Genomic DNA, 18,379 nt, shown 5'->3' on the forward strand with positions numbered 1-18,379 from the left:
TCAGCCTTCTCTCGTGTCGGGCGTGGACTGCGGGTGGCCGGTGCGCAGCTCGTTGCTCGTCATGACGGTGCTGCCGGCCCGCGACTGGTACTCCGCGACGAGTCGCAGCAGCTCCTCGCCCGCGGGGCGGCGGCCGGGCACGATGTCGCACGAGCCGGCCTTGCTCTCCTGGATCTGCACGTTGGGGTCGAGCGCGACACCGAGCAGGTCGTTGGCGGCGTCGCCGCTCACGACCGCGTTGGTCCCGACGCCCCAGTGGTAGGGCAGCCCCACCTGGTGGATGGTGCGGCCCGTGATGGTCAGCGGGGTCATGCGCTCGGTCACCATGACGCGGGCCTCGATGGCCGCGCGGGCCGAGACGATGGTCGCCCATCCGCCGTTCTCGAGACCCCGCTCGGCCGCCAGCTCGGGCGACACCTCGCAGAAGAACTCCGGCTGGAGCTCGGAGAGGTAGGGCAGCCACCGGCTCATGCCGCCGGCCGTGTGGTGCTCGGTCAGCCGGTACGTCGTGAAGACGTAGGGGTAGACGTCCGCTCCGGGCGCGTCACCGGACGGGCTCCACAGGTTGTCCTTGCGCGGGAAGACCTTGCGGGCCGGGTTCGACTGCTGGGTGTAGAGCGGGTTGCGGACCGGGGACTCCTGCGGCTCGTAGTGGGTCGGCAGCGGCCCGTCGAGCATGCCCTTGGGCGCGAAGAGCCAGCCCTTGCCGTCGGCCTGCATGACGAACGGGTCGTCACCGGCGAGGCCCGCCGGACCGCCTGTCCCCGGCTCTGGACGGTAGGAGGGCGCCTTGTCGGGAACGAAGTCCGGCACGTCGTGCCCGGTCCACGTGCCGGCCTCGGCGTCCCACCAGATGTAACGCTTGCGCTCGCTCCACGGGTTGCCCTCGGGGTCGGCCGAGGCGCGGTTGTAGAGGATGCGACGGTTCGCCGGCCACGCCCAGCCCCAGTCGAGCGCGGTGAGGTCCTGCTCGCGCCCGGGCTTGCGGTCGGCGGCGTGGTTGACGCCGTCCGCGTAGACGCCGGTGTAGATCCAGCAGCCGCCGTCGGTCGAGCCGTCGGCCTTCATCTCGGTGTAGGCCGAGAGCGGCTGCCCCGCCTTGTCGCCCGTCAGGTGACGGCCGTTGATCTCGGCGAGGACCGCCTCGGCGTCCGGGTCGCCGTGCTCGTCGGTGGGGTAGTCCCACGTCAGGTCGAGCAGCGGACGGTCACGCTCGTCGGTCGAGTCGGCGAGCAGCTCGCGCACCCGCCGACCCAGCTCGAAGAAGAACTGGAGCTCGCTCTGGCAGTCGCCCGGGGGCTCGACCGCCTGGTGGTGCCACTGGAGCATCCGCTGGGTCTGGGTGAACGAGCCGCTCTTCTCGGTGTGCGCCGCCGCCGGCAGGAAGAACACCTCGGTCTCGATGTCCTCGGTCGTGAGCTCGCCTGACGCGATCTCGGGCCCGTCCTTCCAGAACGTGGCGGACTCGATCATGTTGAAGTCGCGCACGACGAGCCACTTGAGGTGCGACATGGCCTGACGCTGCATTCGGCCGTGCGCCGAGCCGACGGCCGGGTTCTGGCCGAGCAGGAAGTAGCCCTCGACCTCGTCGTCGAGCATCGCCATCGTCGTCTGGTAGGTGCCGTGCGCCCCGCTCAGCCGCGGCAGGTAGTCGAAGCACCAGTCGTTCTCGGCGGTCGCCGCCTTGCCCCACCACGCCTTGAGCAGGCTCACGGCATACGTGTCGGCGTTGGCCCAGAAGCCCTTCTGCTCCTTGTTGCCGATGGCGCCGAGGTAGTCGTCCCACGTGTCGTGCAGCCCCGCCACCGGCATCGCGAGGTAGCCGGGGAGGATGTTGTAGAGCGTGGGGATGTCGGTCGAGCCCTGGATGCTCGCGTGACCACGGAGGGCCATGATGCCGCCACCCGGTCGGCCCATGTTGCCGAGCAGCAGCTGCACGATGGCGGCGGTGCGGATGAACTGGGCGCCGAGCGTGTGCTGGGTCCAGCCGACGGCATACACGAACGCCGTGGTGCGCTCGCGGCCGCTGTTCTCGGTCACTGAGCGCGCGAGGTAGTGGAAGTCGTCGACGCTGATGCCGCAGGTGTCGGCCACCATCTCCGGGGTGTAGCGGGCGTAGTGCCGCCTGAGGATCTGGAAGACCGTCCGCGGGTCCTGCAGCGTCTCGTCGCGCAGCACCCGGGCGTGCTCGAGCGCCGGCCCACCGGACCCGTGCTCGTCACCGGCGGCGCGCTCCGACTTGGTGTGGCCGTGCTCGTGGCCGGCCGCGGGACCGCCGATGGTGCCCGGCGTCTCGTCGTCCTCGCCGTCGCGGCTGGCGTAGGCCCAGGTCTCCTGGGAGTAGCTGCCCTTCGCGTCGTCATAGCCGGAGAAGAGCCCGTCGAGGTCCTCGGTGTCCTGGTACTCCTCGCTCACGAGCGTCGCGGCGTTGGTGTACGCGACGACGTACTCCTTGAAGTAGAGCTCGTTGTCGAGGATGAACTTGATGAGGGCGCCGAGCAGCACGACGTCGCTGCCGGCGCGGATCGGGATGTGCTTGTCAGCCGTCGCCGACGTGCGCGTGAACCGCGGGTCGACGTGGATGACCCGGGCACCCTTGAGCCGAGCCTCCGTCACCCACTGGTAGGCGACCGGGTGGCACTCGGCCATGTTCGATCCCTGGATGACGATGCAGTCGGCGTTGGACAGGTCCTGCACGTACTGCGTGGCGCCGCCGCGCCCGAACGAGGACCCCAGACTGGGGACCGTGGAGGAGTGTCAAATACGCGCTTGGTTCTCGATCTGGATGGCGCCGGCTGCGGTGAAGAGCTTCTTGATGAGGTAGTTCTCCTCGTTGTCGAGCGTCGCTCCGCCCAACGAGGCGATCCCCATGGTGCGCCGCAGTGGGCGCCCGTGCTCGTCATGGTCCTGCCAGGTGCGTCGCCGTGACTCCACGAAGCGCTGGGCGACCATCTCGACGGCCGTCGACAGCTCGATCGGCTCCCAGTCCGTGCCGCCCGGACGTCGGTAGAGCGCCTTGCGCTGGCGGCCGGGGTTGTTGACGAGCTGCTCGCTCGCAGACCCCTTGGGGCACAGCCTCCCGCGTGACACCGGCGAGTCCGGGTCGCCCTCGATCTGGACGACGCGGCCGTCCTTGACGAAGACGCGCTGACCACACCCCACCGCGCAGTACGGACACACGCTCTGGACGACCTTGTCCGCGGTGGCCGTGCGGGGCGCGAGCTCACGCGTGTGGGCGGAGGTGACCGACGGCCCCCGTCCGAGGAAGTCGCCGGAACGGACCTGCCGGACGACCGGCCAGGACAAGAAGGTCTTCTTGGGATCCACCGCTGCACCTCTCTGGACTGGGCGACCGGACCATGACAGCACGACTGTGTGGGAGGCGCCATAGAAGCATTACCCAGTCGGGCGACGCCGCTCACGCCGCGGGTCTCACGCTGGCTGCTGTCGATGACAGATGACGAGCGAGCCCCAGCCCGCCCCGACCAGACACGCGACCCGGCCTCACCCGGGGCGTGCACGCGTCGTCGGCACGGTCCTCGGCCTCGCCGTGGCAGCGCCGATCCTCGCGTGGGGCCCGCAGGGGGTCCGGTCGGGTCCGGTCGGTGCTCGTCATCGTCGTGCTGCAGGTGCTCACCGAGCTCGTCCCCGACCGAGCAGGACGTTCGGACCGCTGAGAGGGGCCGCGCGAGACGTAGGCATGACCGGTGCGAGGTCTGGGAGAAGTGCCGATGTGGGGGGTGCGTCCCGGGCCGATCGTGGAGTGGTCGGCGGAAGGTCCGCCGCATCTGGTCCAGGAGCACGCCATGTCCGCTCGCCATCGACTCGTCGCCGTCGTCTCGGCCACCGCCCTCTCGCTGCCGGCCGTTTCCGTGGCCGCGGGGTCGGCCGCCGGGATGCCCATCCCCCTTCCCGACCCCGGACCCCACCTCCACGTGCTCGCACCACGGCTCGACACGGACACCGCCGTGCTGACGGAGCTGAGGGAGCTGAAGGACGAGTACGCAGCCGGCCACCTGCCGCGCGTGCACAACACCATCGTCCTGATCCTCAACGACGCGGCTTCCGCCGTCCTGTGAACACGACGCGCGTCCGCTCCTACGCTGGAAGACGGGTCGGAGGGCACCACGACGTCCTCGGTCACGGAGTCGCGGATGGGCACATCGTCAGAGCACACAGCACCCGTCGGGAGGGCCGAGCAGATCCGCGCCCTCGACGTCCTGCTCGGCGTGGTCGCGCGCGAGGCGGATGAGGACGCCCCTCGCATCAGGAGTCTGCTCATCGGAGGTGACGCCGGCATCGGCAAGACGACTCTGGTCGAGGTCCTTGCCGAGCGGTGCCGGGCGATGGGCCTGAGCTGTGCGGTCGGTCACTGCCTGGACCTGGCGACGGGAATGCCGTTCGGTCCGGTGGTCGAGGCACTCCGGGACCTCCATGACCGCCAGACCACCGAGGACTCCCCGGTGCCACGCCTGTCCTGGCTGGCCTCCGAGGCGAGCTCGAGGTCCCCCTCGCTCGAGTCTCTCGTCGAAGCCACCGAGATCCTGGGCCGTGCGGGCCCGGCCGTGCTCGTCATCGAGGATCTCCACTGGGCCGACTCCTCGGTACGGGACTTCGCGCTGGCCGCGCAGCGAACCGGCCGTGCTCCGCTGCTGCTCGTCCTGACCTTCCGTGCCGACGACGTGACCGCCGGACACCCGCTCCGGGGCCCGCTGGTCGAGCTGAGTCGGAGTCCGCGTGCGGTGCGCATGGATCTGTCCGGGCTCGCTGCCCACGACGTGCGCGAGCTCGTCCGTCGACGGTCCGGGCATGCCCCGGACACCGAGAGGCTCGCCGCCCTGATGCTCCACTCCGACGGGAATCCCCTCTACGTCGAGGAGCTGCTGTCCGCCGACGAGCCCGGTGTCCCGGGGCTCCTGCACGACCTGTTGCTCCGGCACGTCGGGACGCTCTCGTCATCCGCTGTCCGGATCAGCCGCCTGGCTTCGGTCGACGGCAGCCGCATCGACCTCGAGGTCCTCGAGGAGGCGGCTGGGCTCGCACCCCCCGCGTTTGCCCAGGCGATCCACGAGATGCTCGAGCGCCACGTCGTCGTCCGTCATGGGAACAGGTACGACTTCCGCCATGCCCTGCTCCGGGAGTCCGTGCACGACGACCTGCTCCCCGGGGAGATCGTCGAGATGCACGCCGCCTACGCCCGGGCGCTGCGAGGCCGCGTCGAGTCCGGGTCGACCGAGCAGCGCTGGCGGTACGGAGCGTCCCTGGCCCTGCACGCGATGGGCGCGGGTGACTGGCCCCTCGCCCTCGAGGCCTCGGTGTGGGCCGGCGTGGCCGGCAAGCAGTACGGCTCGGCCGCAGCAGCCGACCATTTCGAACACGCCCTCTACCTCTGGGACCGCGTTCCGGATGCCGCTGAGCGCACCGGCCTCTCCAAGGCCGACCTCCCGCGCCTGGCGGCCCGCGTCCTGGCCAACGAGGGGGTCCGTGACCGGGTGCACGACCTGCTGCGCCTGGCGGTCGACCTGCTCGACCCCGACGGTGACCCCCTGGCGGCCTGCCGCGTCCACACCGCCGTCGGGGCCAACTGGGGCGAAGTGCCGGGACTTCCGAGCCGACGAGAGTCCCTCGATCGCGCCATCGCGCTGGCCGGGACGACGCCGACCCGCGAGCTCGCGGACGCGCTCATCGCATCCACGTTCCACGGGTGCCGAGTCGGCCGGTACACGGAGGCACTCGACTTCGCGACCCGGGCCCTCGACGTCGCTCGGGCGATCGGAGCGGACGATCTCGTCACCGAGGCCCTGTGGGAGCTGGCCGAGCCGCTCTGGCTCGTCGGCCGCTGCAGCGAGGCGTTGGAGGTGTACCGAGAGGCCGTGCGCGAAGCCGAGCGGTCCGACGAGCTGGGAGCCGCCCTCGAGGCCTCCGGCGAGCTCGCCTTCTACCTCTCGTTGTACGGCTCGGTCGACGAGGCGGTCCAGATCTCTCGTCAGGTCCGCGAGAGGGCCGAGCGAGCCGGACTGCCGAGGTATGTGGCCCTCGGCGCCGAGCAGGAGCTGGAGATCCTGGTCCAGCAGGGACGCATCTCAGAAGCAGAGGCCCTCTACGAGACCTACTGCGTCCCCGCCCGGGTCGAGTTCCGACTGCGGTGGCACCGGGCGCTCCTGTTCGTGGCCCGTGGCGACATGCGAGGCGCGCTCGCCGTCGAGGAGGAGGCGTTCGCCGACGGCTCCAACGCGCCGGGCGTCAACCACTCTCCGCGTCTCATCGAGATCTGCGAGGGCCTGTCGGATCCGGAGCGGGCCCTGGACGCGGCCGAGGCCTTGATGCTGGAGGTCGCCCCTCGGGACTCTCCCCTGGAGCACGCCCTCGCCGCCGACTACGCCTACCGGACGCTCGTTCTCGCTGGCCCCTCCGCGGCACGCCCGGCCCAGCCGCTCGCCGCGGCGGCCGCCGTGTCGCTGGACTTCGCCCGGCAGCGCCTCACCCCCGAATGGGGGCGCACCTGGGACGGGATGCACCTGGCCATCGCCGAGGCCTTCGAGGCCCAGCTGTCGGGGCAGTCGGCCATCCCGCAGTGGCACGCCGCCGTCGATCTCGCGGTCGCCTTCGGCCGCTACACCTCGCTCCGTCCACGCTTGGAGCTGGCACGCGCACAGCTGGCACACGGAGAACGCGACGAGGGCAAGGCCATGCTCTCCGCAGTCTGGCACGAGGCCCACGAGATGGGATCCCGCTGGCTCGAGAGCCAGGCCGCGGTGGCGGCAAGGCGGTTCCGGGTGCCACTGCCGCTCGACGTCGACGAACCCGGACCCCTCGACCGGCTGACGCCGCGCGAGCGCGAGGTGCTCGACCACGTCGCTCGCGGAGCGACGAACCGAGCCATCGCCTCCGCCCTGTTCATCACCGAGAAGACCGCCAGCGTGCACGTCGGCAACGTGATCGCCAAGCTCGGCGTGAGCAACCGTGGCGAAGCCGCTGCCCTCGCCCGCTCAGTTCGCTCGGACCGCGATCCCTGACCAGCCGGACGTCAGCCGGGGAGATGGAAGACCCACCGCTCCGCCACACGAAAGCCGAGCCGCTGGTAGATGCCGAAGCCCATCGGCGACGCACCGAGGAACGCCAGGGTGGCACCCTCTCGAACCCCGTCGGCCAGGATTCGTGCGGTGACGGCTCTCCCGAGGCCGCGACGGCGATGCTCGGGAGGCGTCGCGATCCCGAAGACCCCCACGGCTCCCGACACCTGCAGCCGGATGCCGACCGAAGTGACGGCCCCACCAGCCAAGGACGCATAGACCGCCGAGCCCGGCTGCTCGACCATGGGGCGGCCCACGAGGGGGTCGTAGAGTCCTCGCGGCAGCTCGTTCCCCAGGGCGAACGCCTCGGCCACCCGAGGCAGCAGGTCGAGGGCGTCGCCGCCCAGCTCCACGATGGCGTCGACGTCCTCCCGAGGCCCAGCCGTCAGGGTCAGGATCGTGGGCTCGTCCATCACCTTGATCGGGAAGTCCGCTCGCCGGCTCAGACCACGCTGGGCGGCGAGGTCTCCCACCCAGGACGGCGCACCCGGACGCTCACGGACGACGAAGGGAAGGTCGCGAGCAGGCGCATCCCGTTCATGAAGGGCTCGACGACTGCGCTGGCGTCCATCTGCACGGGTCCTACTCTGACACCACCGGCCGGTGCACACCGACGATTCGGCTCACGTCCCGGCCCGGCGGCATACTCGCGTGGTGACGAAGAACCTCAGCGAGCGCATCCCGCGGGACCCCGATCCCGACGGCCTCTACGAGGTCTTCTCCGAGTGGACGACCGAGCGGGGCCTGACCCTCTACCCGCACCAGGAGGAGGCGTTCCTCGAGATCCTCAGCGGCAGCAACCTCATCCTGGCGACGCCGACCGGCTCGGGGAAGTCGCTCGTCGCGACGGCCGCCCACCTCACCGCCCTCGCCGACGACCGGGTCTCCTTCTACACGGCACCCATCAAGGCGCTCGTCTCCGAGAAGTTCTTCGCCCTCTGCGAGCAGTTCGGCGCCGACAACGTCGGCATGATCACCGGAGACGCCTCGGTCAACGCCGACGCCCCGATCATCTGCTGCACCGCCGAGATCCTCGCGAACCTCGCTCTGCGAGAGGGCAGCTCGGCGGACGTCGGTCTCGTCGTCATGGACGAGTTCCACTTCTACTCCGAGCCCGACCGCGGGTGGGCGTGGCAGGTGCCGATCATCGAGCTGCCTCAGGCGCAGTTCGTCCTCATGTCAGCGACGCTCGGCGACGTCACGATGTTCAGGGACGACCTGACCCGGCGCACGGGCCGCTCCACGGCCGTCATCAGCGGCACCGAGCGTCCCGTCCCCCTCGAGTTCTCGTATGCCGTCACCCCCCTCCACGAGACCATCGAGGAGCTCCTCGAGAAGGACCGCGCGCCCGTCTACGTCGTCCACTTCACGCAGGCGGCCGCGCTCGAGCGCGCCCAGAGCCTCATGGCCGTCAAGATCACGACGCGCGAGGAGCGCGAGGCGATCGCCGAGCGCATCGGTGGCTTCCGGTTCGGGGCGGGCTTCGGACGCACCCTCTCCCGCCTCGTCCGGCACGGCATCGGGGTGCACCACGCGGGCATGCTGCCGAAGTACCGCCGCCTCGTCGAGCAGCTCGCGCAGGACGGCCTCCTCAAGGTCATCTGTGGCACCGACACGCTCGGCGTCGGCATCAACGTGCCGATCCGCACCGTGCTGCTCACCGGGCTGACGAAGTTCGACGGCACGAAGCAGCGCCTGCTCAAGGCGCGTGAGTTCCACCAGATCGTCGGCCGGGCCGGCCGGGCCGGCTTCGACGCCCGCGGCTGGGTCGTCGCCCAGGCCCCCGACCACGTCGTCGAGAACCTCCGCGCCGTCGAGAAGGCTGGCGACGACCCCAAGAAGCAGAAGAAGATCCAGCGCAAGAAGGCGCCCGACGGCTTCGTCAACTGGTCGGAGGAGACGTTCGAGCGGCTCATCGTCGCCGAGCCCGAGCCGCTGCAGCCGCGGATGAAGGTATCGCACTCGATGCTCGTCAACATCCTTGCGCGAGAAGGCAACCCGGTCGCCCACGCCGCGCGCCTGCTCTCCGACAACCACCACGAGGCCAAGGACCAGCGGCGACTCCAGCGGCACGCGCTCGTGCTCGCCAAGGAGCTCATCACGTCCGGCGTCGTCGAGCGCCTGGCGTCGGCCGAGGACTCCGGCCGTCGGCACGCCCTGACGATCGACCTCCAGCGCGACTTCGCCCTCAACCAGCCGCTCGCCCCCTTCGCGCTCGCCGTCATGGACACCCTCGACCCTGGGAGCGACACCTACGCCAAGGACCTCGTCTCGGTCATCGAGGCGATCCTCGAGGACCCGCGGCAGGTGCTGTGGGCGCAGGAGTTCAAGGCGCGCGGCGAGGCCGTCGCGGCGATGAAGCTCGACGGCGTCGAGTACGAGGAGCGGATGGAGCGCCTCGAGGAGGTCTCCTGGCCCAAGCCGCTCGCCGAGCTGCTCGAGGTAACCCTCACGGCCTACCGGCAGAGCCACCCGTGGATCTCGCAGGACGCCCTCTCGCCGAAGTCCGTCGTCCGCGAGATGTACGAGCGCGGCATGACGTTCAACGAGTTCGTCTCCTACTACGGCCTGTCCCGGTCCGAGGGGCTCGTCCTGCGCTACCTCACCGACGCCTACCGCACACTGCGCCACACCATCCCCGAGGGCAACCGCACCGAGGAGCTCGAGGACGTCATCGAGTGGCTCGGTGAGCTCGTGCGCCAGACCGACTCCAGCCTGCTCGACGAGTGGGAGGACCTCGTCAACCCGAGCGACGCCGTGCTCGCCCAGACCAACATCGCCCCGCCGGCGCGGCCGATCACCGGGAACGAGCGGGCGTTCACCGTGATGATCCGCAACGCGATGTTCCACCGGGTCGAGCTGGCCTCGCGCGACGAGTGGGAGGCCCTCGGCGAGCTCGAGGCCCGCGTCGCCGAGCTCACCGACCCACCGCAGAAGGTCGTCATGGACGCCCAGGCGTGGAACGACGCCCTCGGCGCCTACTACGACGACCACGACGCCATCGCGACCGACCAGGGGGCCCGCTCACCGGCGCTGCTCCAGGTCGAGCGGACGCCGACCGAGTGGCGGCTGCGTCAGGTCGTCGTCGACCCCGACGACGACAAGGACTGGGGCATCACGGCCGTCGTCGACCTCGCGGCGAGCGACGAGGCCGGCGCTGCCGTCCTCACCGTCACCGCCTTCGAGCGCCTCGGCGGCTGACCTGTGACCCTGCGCGCACACCCCTACGACCACGACGGCGTCCTCGTCTCACCTGCCGACGGCGGCAACGGCACGGGGGTGCTCGTGCTGTCGGGATCGAGCGGCCGCGTCGAGCACGAGCGGGCGCGGCTGCTCGCCGGGGCCGGTGTCACCGCCGCCCTGACCTACCGCTGGTTCGGCGGCGAGGGACAGCCGGCCGGCATCTGGGAGTACCCCCTCGAGGCCTTCGCACCGGCCGTCGCCTCGCTCGGCGATCGCTGTGACCGCGTCGTGCTCATGGGCGTCTCGAAGACGGCCGAGGCCTTCCTCGCGTATGCCGCCGACGACCCGGCCGTCGACGCCGTCGTCGCGCTCGCGCCGAGCCACGTCGTGTGGGCCAACGTCGGGGCCGGACCGGACGGCGAGCTGCGCCCGCAGCACTCGTCGTGGTCCCGGGGCGGGGCGCCGCTCCCCTTCGTGCCGTACGACGACGACGCCGAGCCCGTGGGCGAGCCGCCGGCGTTCACACCGGTCTACGCCCAGAGCCTGCGCTCAGCCGCCGACCGGGTCGCGGCCGCGACCATCCCCGTCGAGCGCTTCTTCGGCGACGTGCTGCTCGTGGCCGGCGGTGACGACCAGGTCTGGCCGTCGGTGACCTCCGCCGAGGCCGTGCATGCGCGGAGGACGGCCCTCGACCTGCCGACGACCCTGGTCGCGCACCCGGAGGCCGGACACCGCGTCATCCTGCCCGGCGAGCCCGTCGCGGGCGGCGGGCAGCGGATGGCCCGGGGCGGCACCGAGGCGGCCGACCGCGAGCTCGGCGATCGCGCGTGGCCCGAGATCCGCCGCGTGCTCGACCTCGCCTGAGCGGGGTTGGAGCGGGACCGCCACGGATCTGAGGCACCCGGAGAGACGGCATACGCCATCCTTCCGATGTGGCGGGCCGGGCCTCAGACCGACGGTGGAGAGGTCAGCACGACAGCGACCGCGAAGGATCCCCACCATGCTCTCTCCGCACATCGTCAGCGCCCTCCTCGCCCAGCGCGAGGCCGACCTCGAACGCCGGGCCGAGCTCGCCCGCCTCCGGCACCCGGAGCCCGGGCCCGAGCCGGCGACCACCCCCACGAGGAGCCGTCGCACGGCGCGCCGCCACGGCCGCCGTCGACACCTGCGCCTCGTCTGACGCGCCCGCCCGAGAAGGGCGCGCCCGACGTGCCACTTCCCTGCCCGACGTGGGTATGTTCCCCAGTGGCCCATCGGGGACCCCTCTACCGACAGGATCACGTGCATGGACTCCACAGACGTCAAGGCCGCCTCAGCGCGCGCGGGTGACCACCCGGCGCTCGAGACGGCAGCGCGCATCGGCTACGCCGTCAACGGCGTGCTCCACATCATCATCGGCGCGATCGCACTGCGACTCGCCTTCGGCTCGAAGGGCACGAGCGCCGACCAGTCCGGCGCCCTGGGCTCGATGGCCGACAACGGGTTCGGTCTCTTCCTGCTCTGGGTCGCCGTCATCGCGTGGCTCGGCCTCGCGCTCTGGCAGGTCACGGAGGCCATCTCGGGAGGCTGGGAGACGAGCGACCGCCTCAAGGCGGCCGGCAAGGCCGTCGTCTACCTCGCACTGGCGTGGACCGCGTTCCGGTTCGCGAGCGGCAGCGGCTCGTCGAGCAAGAGCCAGACGACCGACTTCACCGCGACGCTCATGAAGCAGCCGGCCGGCCAGTGGCTCGTCGCCCTCCTCGGCCTCGCCGTCATCGGCGTCGGCGTCTACCACGTCGTCAAGGGCTGGAAGAAGAAGTTCCTCCAGGACCTCGAGTCCGACCCGGGCGAGTGGATCGTCAAGGCCGGACGCGTCGGCTACATCGCCAAGGGCATCGCCCTGGCCATCGTCGGAGGCCTCTTCGTCCTCGCCGCCGTGCGGCACAAGCCCAGCGAGGCTCGCGGCCTCGACGGTGCGCTGCGCAACCTGCTCGGAGCCCCGGGCGGCCCGGTGCTGCTCGCCCTCGTCGCGCTCGGCCTCATCGCTTTCGGGGTCTACAGCTTCGGACGTGCCCGGCACGCCGACGTGTGAGCCGCGGCGCCTGACGCACGCTGTCGAGACGGCCCCGAGCGCCCGGACATTTCCGGGCACTCGGGGCCGTTTCCGTGGCGGGTGCATCACCGACGCCTTCTGCTGCTCTGTGTGTTCACGCATCACGAGTGCAGGAGGACACCATGAACACGTACCTGAACGAGGCCATCGCCCGCCAGCGCACCGCCGACCTCGGTCGCCGGACCCGGCGCGCCCAGCGACCCGTCGTCGACCCGCAGACGACGCCCCGCCGCGGCCTGATCCTCATCCTCGGGTGGCGGCTGCACCGGTCGCAGGTGTCCCCGGGCTAGAGCGCCGCGGAACGCGAACGGCGATGGCCGGGAACCCGATTCGGGTTCCCGGCCATCGCCGTTCGCGGGTGGAGGTCGCGTCAGCGCGAGACGGCCTCGCGCACGGCGGAGGTCGCGCGGTCACCGGTCGTCCGACGGCGCAGGTAGTTCCACGCGAGCAGCGCGCACACGATGCCGTTGACCATCCCGACGAGGATGTCGACGAGGTGGTGCATGCCGCGGTAGAGCCGGGCGTAGCCGACGAGGAGCGGCACGATCGCGCAGACCACGGTCACGACGCGGCGCAGCCACACCGTCTCGATGCGCTGGGCCATGAGCGCGAAGGTCAGGTAGAGCGCGGTCGAGGCGCCCATGTGCCCGCTGGGGTAGCTCGACGTCGGGGGCGCCGGGTCGAGGTGCTCGACCGTCGGGCGCTTGCGGTCGGTGAGGGTCGTCGCGGCGACGAAGACGCTCGCCTGCGCGGCGATCGCGATGGCGGGGATGACGGCATACCACCACTGCTTGGTACGCCACCACACGAGGGCCACGACGACGACGCAGACGCCGATGACGATCTCGGTGTTGCCGATGTGCGACCAGACCGCCGTGATCGAGTTCATCGTCGCGGTGCGGCCTGCGGCAACGGACTTGCTCAGGTCGTTCTCCCACGGGAGGTCCTTGAGGGGGCCGACGATGAGGAAGCCGAGCCCGACGATGAGACCGAAGAGCACCACGGCGGGGGCGAGGACCCGCAGCGCGATGTCACGGAGCGCCGACCCCACGGTCGGTCGCGACGAGTCGATCTCGTAACGGTGGATGAAGGTGTGGTTCACGTGCTGCCTTTCGATGACTCGGGCCCGACGTCCCCCTCCGGCGGAGGGGACTCGTCCGGACTCTGGGGGTTCCACCCGAGGTAGCCGACGTAGGACGCCGTGCCCAGGCCGATGCCGAAGAGGATCCCGGCCAGGACGTCTGAGGGGTAGTGCACGCCGAGGAAGACGCGGTCGAGGGCCGTCAGGACGACGTATGCCGTCAGGCCGGCCACGAGCCAGCGGCGGGCGACCGGCGACAGCAACGGCCAGAGCAGCAGGGTCATCACCGTCGCGATGGCCGCGGCGTTGGCCACGTGGCCCGAGGGGAAGCTGTAGCCGGGGGCGTGCGAGACGGGGTCGCTGACGACGGGGCGGGCCCGCTGGACGACCTCCTTGAGGACGAGCTGGAGGTTCCAGGCGACCATCATCGTCAGGAAGGCCCAGAGGCACCGGGTCGCGAGCTCACGGTGGCGGCGCCACACGACGAGGCAGACGGCCGACGCGACGATGTAGACCCACTTCGGCTGGGTGGCCTCCTGCCACACGAGCAGGACGGTCTTGAGCCACGGGTTGTCGCGGGTGATGTCGGTCGCCGCGACGATGAGCCACTCGTCGAGCTCGATGACGGGCACGAACTTCTCGCGCACGACGAACGCGAGGGCCGTGACGGGGACCGCGAAGGCGAGCCCGAACCCGACGGCCTTGAGCAGGCGGCGGCCGCGACCCGCGGGTCGCCGGCCGTCTGGACGTCGCTCAGCCAACCCGGACCACCAGGGAGTCGGGGAGGATGCGGATGCCCAGCGAGACGTGCTCGCCGATCGGGTCGCCGTCGATCTCCGCCTCGACGGGTCGGCCCGCGGTCACGGTGAACTCGCGGCCGCGGAAGCGGTCGAGCCGGCCGTGACCGGCGCGGTGCCGCGTCACGACGTCGGAGATGACGGAGATCCAGCCGAGGGCGCCCTGGGGCGCGACGACGACGGCGTCGAGGATGCCGTCGTCGACCTTCGCCTCGGGCATCAGCTCGATGCCGCCCTGGAGGGTGCCGCAGTTGCCGACGACGACGGTGCGCGCGTGCCGGCTCACCGACCCGCTGTGCTCGTCGTGGTCGCGTTCGTGGTCGCCGCTCTCGCCGGTCACGCCGGAGCCGCCCCTCGAGGCGACGTCGACGCGGAAGCCACGGCTGAAGACCTGGCGCAGCGCGCTGAAGACGTAGGCGACCCAGCCGACGGCGGCCTTGACCTTCTCGTTGGTGCCGGCCATGACCTGGCCGTCGAGGCCGAGGCCGGCCATGACGAGGAAGACCTCCTCGTCGTCGTCGACCTTCGACCCGCCGTCGTGCGTGCCGTGGCTCTCCCGCGGCTCGATCGCCCTGTCGGCCACACGCATGAGGCCCACGTCGATCCGGCGGTCGGTGCCACCGAGCATCGCCTCGACGGCGTCCTCGAGGGAGTCGACGGGCAGGCCGAGGTTGCGGGCGAGGAGGTTGCCCGTGCCGCCGGGGAGCAGACCGAGCGCGACGTCGGTGCCGACGAGCGCCGAGGCGACCGCGCGGACGGTGCCGTCACCGCCGAGCGAGGCGACGACGTCGGAGCCGGCGCGCACCGCCTCGCGGCCCTGCTTCTCGCCGGTCTCCTGCTCGGTCGTCTCGATCCACGAGGGGTCCTCCCAGCCGTGCCGGGCCGCGGCCTTGGCCACGAGCTCCTGGGTGGCGACGAGGTCGTCGACCTTGACCGGGTTGTAGACGACGGTGAGCCTGCGACGAGCGCTGGGCGTGTCGGACATGGTGGGGATCCTAGGGCTCGGGGCGTGAGGGGGGCGGCCGTCGAGCGGGGCCGATGCGTGACATACCCCGACCCGGCACCCAGCCGACCACCAGCGCATCACCAGCCGGCGTCCAGCCTCGTGGACTCTCGCGGCGGTAGCCTCCGAAGGTGCCCACCATCCGCCGACGCCTCGCCGTCGCCGTGCTCGTCGGGGTCCTGGTCGGCCTGTTCGTACCGCTCGGTGCGGCCGGCGAGCTGCTGACCCACGCCCTCACCGGTTTCGTGGCCGGCGGCCTCGCCTTCGCGGTGCCACTGCTCGTGCACGTCCTCGGACACGACGCCCCCTCCACGCGGGCGCGGGTCGAGGGCCGCGACGGCGACGCGGCGTGGTACGACGTGGTCGTCATCACCGTGGGCCTCGCCAGTCTGGCGGGCGTCGGCATCCTGCTCGTCGGAGGCCAGGCGAAGGGAACCGCGCAGGTGCTGGACGCCCTCGTCGGCGTCGGCGCGGTCGCGGTCGGCTGGCTCTGCGTCCACACCGTCTATCTCCTGCGGTACGCCCGCGTCTACTACGCCAGCCCCACGCCGCCCATCGACTTCAACCAGGACGAGGACCCGACCTTCTCGGACTTCGCCTACTTCTCCTTCAACCTGGGCATGGCCTACCAGGTCTCGGACACCGACCTCAAGACCTCCGACGTGCGCCGGGTCGTGCTCGGGCACACGATGCTCGCCTACCTCTACGGCACCATCGTCATCGCCGCGACGATCAACCTCGTCGCGGGCATCGGTGGCTCACTCGGCTAGGACAGCGCGAGCCGCGCCTTCTCGTCCGTGACCCACAGGCCGATGAGGCCGCCGAAGTGGGCCATGAACCGGTCGCGCTCGTGCGCCGGGTAGGTCGTGACGACCGTCGACCGGAGCAGGTTGGCGAAGACGTCGGACTGCACCCACTCGAGCACCGCGGCGTCGAGGTGCGGCAGGTGCTGGTCGCACCACGCCCAGTAGGCGGCCGTGTCGAAGTACTCGTCGGCGATCGCGAGGAACTCGTCGAGCTTCTCCCCGTCGGTGAGGTCGTCCCGGTCGGCGACGTCGAAGTAGCGGCGCATCTCGAGGTCCATCGGGCCTCGTCGACCGGTGATGACGCAGAAGGTCGACCACCGCACGAGCGCCTTGATGGCCCACGGGAAGTAGTAGTGCAGCGACGTGACGGCGACGTCGGGGCAGGCGTTGGCGTAGTCGATCGGATAGACGTCGTCACCCTTGACGAGCATCTCGCACGAGTTGAACTCCCAGCCGAACATCGCGTTGACGATGCGGCTGATGGCCGCGGTCTGCTTGCCGGCCGACGGTGACAGGAAGTCGTAGCTCACGGCATACCGGTTGTGCATGGGCTGCTCGGGCCGGAAGTCCATGACCATCGTCTCGGGACCGATCGACAGGGCCCGGGCGAAGTGGTCGTACTCGATCGTCGACTGCAGGTGCATGAGCATCTCGCCGGACTCGTCGTAGGCCTTGACGAGGTCCGTCTCGTCGTTGATCCGGGAGACACCGCGCCAGCCGCCGCCGTCGAAGGGCTTCATGTACATCGGGTAGCCGAGCTGGTTGGCGATCGCCTTGAGGTCGAACGGGCGGTTGTACTTCGCGGAGGTGTAGGCCCAGCGGACGTTGTCGACGGGGTGCTTGTAGGGCACGAGCCACGTCTCGGGGACCTTGAGCCCGAGACGCATCAGGGCGACGTAGGCGCTGTGCTTCTCCATGGACTGGAAGGTGAAGGGACTGTTGAGCAGGTAGGTGTCGTCCATCAACGCGGCCTTCTTGAGCCACTCGCGCGGGTGGTAGTACCAGTAGGCGAGGCGGTCGATGACGAGCTCGGTGCGCACCGGCTGGCGCAGGTCGAACGGCTCGATGGTGAGGCGCTCGCTCGTCAGCTCGTGGGTGACGCCGTCGTCGGTCGTGATGGGTCCGACGAGCGCGAGCAACGCCTCGAAGGCGGTGGGCCAGTCCTCCTCGGCGCCGAGCAGGAGACCCACGAGATGCGTCCTCGTCGACGAGGTGCTCGATGCGGCGGACAGGTCCTGCTGTGCGGTGTCGGTCATCGTGCTGCTCCTACCGTCGGGGGTCGGGTCATCGACTGCGATCCTTGCAGGAACCGCGGCATCTGTCGCCGGTCAGCGGGTGTCCGGGCGGGCGAGCAGGTCGAGCAGGTACGGGTCGAAGGCCGCCTCCCACGAGCGCCAGTCGTGGCGGCCCGGCAGCTCGGTGAACGACACGTCGTGGCCGCTCGCGGCGAGGGTCTGCGCCATCTGGCGGTTGTTCGTCAGGTTGCCCTCGGCGGTGCCGCACGTCATGACGATGCGCGCGTCGGTGCGTCGCCGCCGGACCCGCCTGACGTTGGTCACGAAGGTCGTCACGCGGTCCCAGAACTCGAACTCCTCCTCGTCGTCGACGCGCTTGCGGAAGAAGGACCCCGACTGCAGGAAGAGCCCTCCGAACGTCCCGGGGTGCAACCACTCCGCCTGGAGCGAGGCGAGCGCTCCGAGGCTCGCTCCCATGAGGCTCGGCCTCCCGTCGATGGCGTATGCCGTCCCGACCGTCGGGAGCACGTGCTCGGTGAGCGCGTCCGCCCAGAGCGGGTTGGCGGCATACCGCTCGTTGCGCCGGCCCGGCTCGAGCAGGACGACGCGGGTCGGCGGGACGCGCCCGGCCTCCGTCGCGGCGCGCAGGACGGAGAGGAGGTGGGCCCGGCGGGAGTACTCCGGCCCGTCGTGGGCGACGAGCAGCGGGAGCCGGTCGCCGCGGCGCGTGCCGACCGGCGTGACGACCGCGATCTCGATGTCCCCGACCGGGGTGCCGGTCACCGTGAGCTTCCTGCGCGCCATGCGGAGACCCTATGCGCGGACGCAGCGGAGGACACCCCGGGCCACCGGCCTCTCGGTCGGAGCGTCGGATTGCGCTGCAGGCAAACCGAATTCGTTGTCCACAGATTCGCCGCGGCTATTGAACTCATCTCGAACACCTGTTCTACGTGATGCACCGAAGGATCGCCGAGAGGAGGCTCGCCGTGCCGTACACCCCGTCACCGGTGGAGTCCTCCGGTGCGCCGGCGGGTGGGCGCTGGAGGACTCTGAGGGTGGCGTGGACGGCCGACCGTGGCCGACTGTCCCGGTCGCTGGAGCCGGTGCTG

The 18,379-nt window shown here is 70.9% G+C and carries 16 protein-coding genes; 8 read left to right on the forward strand and 8 right to left on the reverse strand.

The features are described from left to right. The gene (gene fdh / locus AB4Z14_RS20020) at positions 1-3,327 is read right to left on the reverse strand and encodes a formate dehydrogenase (RefSeq protein WP_442276749.1); all 3,327 of its coding nucleotides are present in this window, start codon (positions 3,325-3,327) and stop codon (positions 1-3) included. Positions 3,328-3,806: 479 nt separating this feature from the next. On the opposite strand from fdh, the gene AB4Z14_RS20025 reads away from it, so the two are divergent. After that, positions 3,807-4,079, forward strand: a complete 273-nt coding sequence (locus AB4Z14_RS20025; protein ID WP_442276750.1) for a hypothetical protein — start codon at positions 3,807-3,809, stop codon at positions 4,077-4,079. Positions 4,080-4,154: 75 nt separating this feature from the next. Next, a complete protein-coding gene (locus AB4Z14_RS20030) occupies positions 4,155-7,016 on the forward strand; it encodes a helix-turn-helix transcriptional regulator (protein WP_442276751.1) in 2,862 nt (953 codons plus the stop codon). Positions 7,017-7,027: 11 nt separating this feature from the next. Here the strand turns inward: AB4Z14_RS20030 and AB4Z14_RS20035 are convergent, their stop codons facing one another. Both AB4Z14_RS20035 and AB4Z14_RS20040 read right to left on the reverse strand, forming a co-directional pair. After that, positions 7,028-7,486 carry a GNAT family N-acetyltransferase gene (locus AB4Z14_RS20035; protein WP_442276752.1) on the reverse strand — a complete coding sequence of 153 codons (459 nt, stop codon included), beginning with the start codon at positions 7,484-7,486 and terminating at the stop codon, positions 7,028-7,030. A gap of 29 nt (positions 7,487-7,515) precedes the next feature. Further along, positions 7,516-7,644 (reverse strand): hypothetical protein, encoded by a 129-nt coding sequence (locus AB4Z14_RS20040; protein WP_442276753.1) that lies wholly within the window; start codon positions 7,642-7,644, stop codon positions 7,516-7,518. A gap of 80 nt (positions 7,645-7,724) precedes the next feature. On the opposite strand from AB4Z14_RS20040, the gene AB4Z14_RS20045 reads away from it, so the two are divergent. The 5 genes from AB4Z14_RS20045 to AB4Z14_RS20065 all read left to right on the forward strand — a co-directional run bounded on the left by AB4Z14_RS20045 (position 7,725) and on the right by AB4Z14_RS20065 (position 12,638). Beyond that, positions 7,725-10,274 carry a DEAD/DEAH box helicase gene (locus AB4Z14_RS20045; protein ID WP_442276754.1) on the forward strand — a complete coding sequence of 850 codons (2,550 nt, stop codon included), beginning with the start codon at positions 7,725-7,727 and terminating at the stop codon, positions 10,272-10,274. Between the two features lie 3 nt (positions 10,275-10,277). Next, a complete protein-coding gene (locus tag AB4Z14_RS20050; protein ID WP_442276755.1) occupies positions 10,278-11,120 on the forward strand; it encodes an acyl-CoA thioester hydrolase/BAAT C-terminal domain-containing protein in 843 nt (280 codons plus the stop codon). A gap of 136 nt (positions 11,121-11,256) precedes the next feature. Beyond that, positions 11,257-11,436, forward strand: coding sequence for a hypothetical protein (locus AB4Z14_RS20055; RefSeq protein ID WP_442276756.1), 180 nt, complete (start codon positions 11,257-11,259; stop codon positions 11,434-11,436). Positions 11,437-11,541: 105 nt separating this feature from the next. Continuing rightward, on the forward strand, positions 11,542-12,327 hold the full coding sequence (locus tag AB4Z14_RS20060) for a DUF1206 domain-containing protein (protein WP_442276757.1): 786 nt from the start codon (positions 11,542-11,544) through the stop codon (positions 12,325-12,327). 143 nt (positions 12,328-12,470) lie between these two features. Continuing rightward, entirely contained in the window at positions 12,471-12,638 is a 168-nt protein-coding gene (locus AB4Z14_RS20065) for a hypothetical protein (RefSeq protein WP_442276758.1), read from the forward strand. A gap of 80 nt (positions 12,639-12,718) precedes the next feature. On the opposite strand, the gene AB4Z14_RS20070 is transcribed toward AB4Z14_RS20065, so the two are convergent. Genes AB4Z14_RS20070 through AB4Z14_RS20080 form a run of 3 tightly spaced genes read right to left on the reverse strand, consistent with a single transcriptional unit; the run spans position 12,719 to position 15,211 of the window. Further along, positions 12,719-13,450, reverse strand: a complete 732-nt coding sequence (locus tag AB4Z14_RS20070; RefSeq protein WP_056827524.1) for a phosphatase PAP2 family protein — start codon at positions 13,448-13,450, stop codon at positions 12,719-12,721. Beyond that, a complete protein-coding gene (locus tag AB4Z14_RS20075) occupies positions 13,447-14,190 on the reverse strand; it encodes a phosphatase PAP2 family protein (RefSeq protein ID WP_442276759.1) in 744 nt (247 codons plus the stop codon). Before AB4Z14_RS20075 ends, AB4Z14_RS20070 begins: the two co-directional genes overlap by 4 nt. Beyond that, positions 14,183-15,211, reverse strand: a complete 1,029-nt coding sequence (locus tag AB4Z14_RS20080) for a diacylglycerol/lipid kinase family protein (protein WP_442276760.1) — start codon at positions 15,209-15,211, stop codon at positions 14,183-14,185. Before AB4Z14_RS20080 ends, AB4Z14_RS20075 begins: the two co-directional genes overlap by 8 nt. 149 nt (positions 15,212-15,360) lie before the next feature. Here AB4Z14_RS20080 and AB4Z14_RS20085 point away from each other — a divergent pair, with 149 nt between their 5' ends. After that, on the forward strand, positions 15,361-15,999 hold the full coding sequence (locus AB4Z14_RS20085) for a DUF1345 domain-containing protein (protein ID WP_256795888.1): 639 nt from the start codon (positions 15,361-15,363) through the stop codon (positions 15,997-15,999). Here AB4Z14_RS20085 and AB4Z14_RS20090 read toward each other — a convergent pair. Together AB4Z14_RS20090 and AB4Z14_RS20095 are read right to left on the reverse strand one after the other, a co-directional pair. Further along, on the reverse strand, positions 15,996-17,291 hold the full coding sequence (locus AB4Z14_RS20090; protein ID WP_442276761.1) for an ATP-grasp domain-containing protein: 1,296 nt from the start codon (positions 17,289-17,291) through the stop codon (positions 15,996-15,998). The two genes, AB4Z14_RS20085 and AB4Z14_RS20090, sit on opposite strands and share 4 nt — an antisense overlap. 72 nt (positions 17,292-17,363) lie before the next feature. Further along, positions 17,364-18,074: an alpha/beta hydrolase gene (locus AB4Z14_RS20095; RefSeq protein ID WP_442276762.1), complete on the reverse strand. Its 711-nt coding sequence runs from the start codon at positions 18,072-18,074 to the stop codon at positions 17,364-17,366. Between the last annotated feature and the right edge of the window lie 305 nt (positions 18,075-18,379).

This window comes from Terrabacter sp. 2TAF16, assembly GCF_052115065.1.
GTDB lineage: Bacteria > Actinomycetota > Actinomycetes > Actinomycetales > Dermatophilaceae > Terrabacter.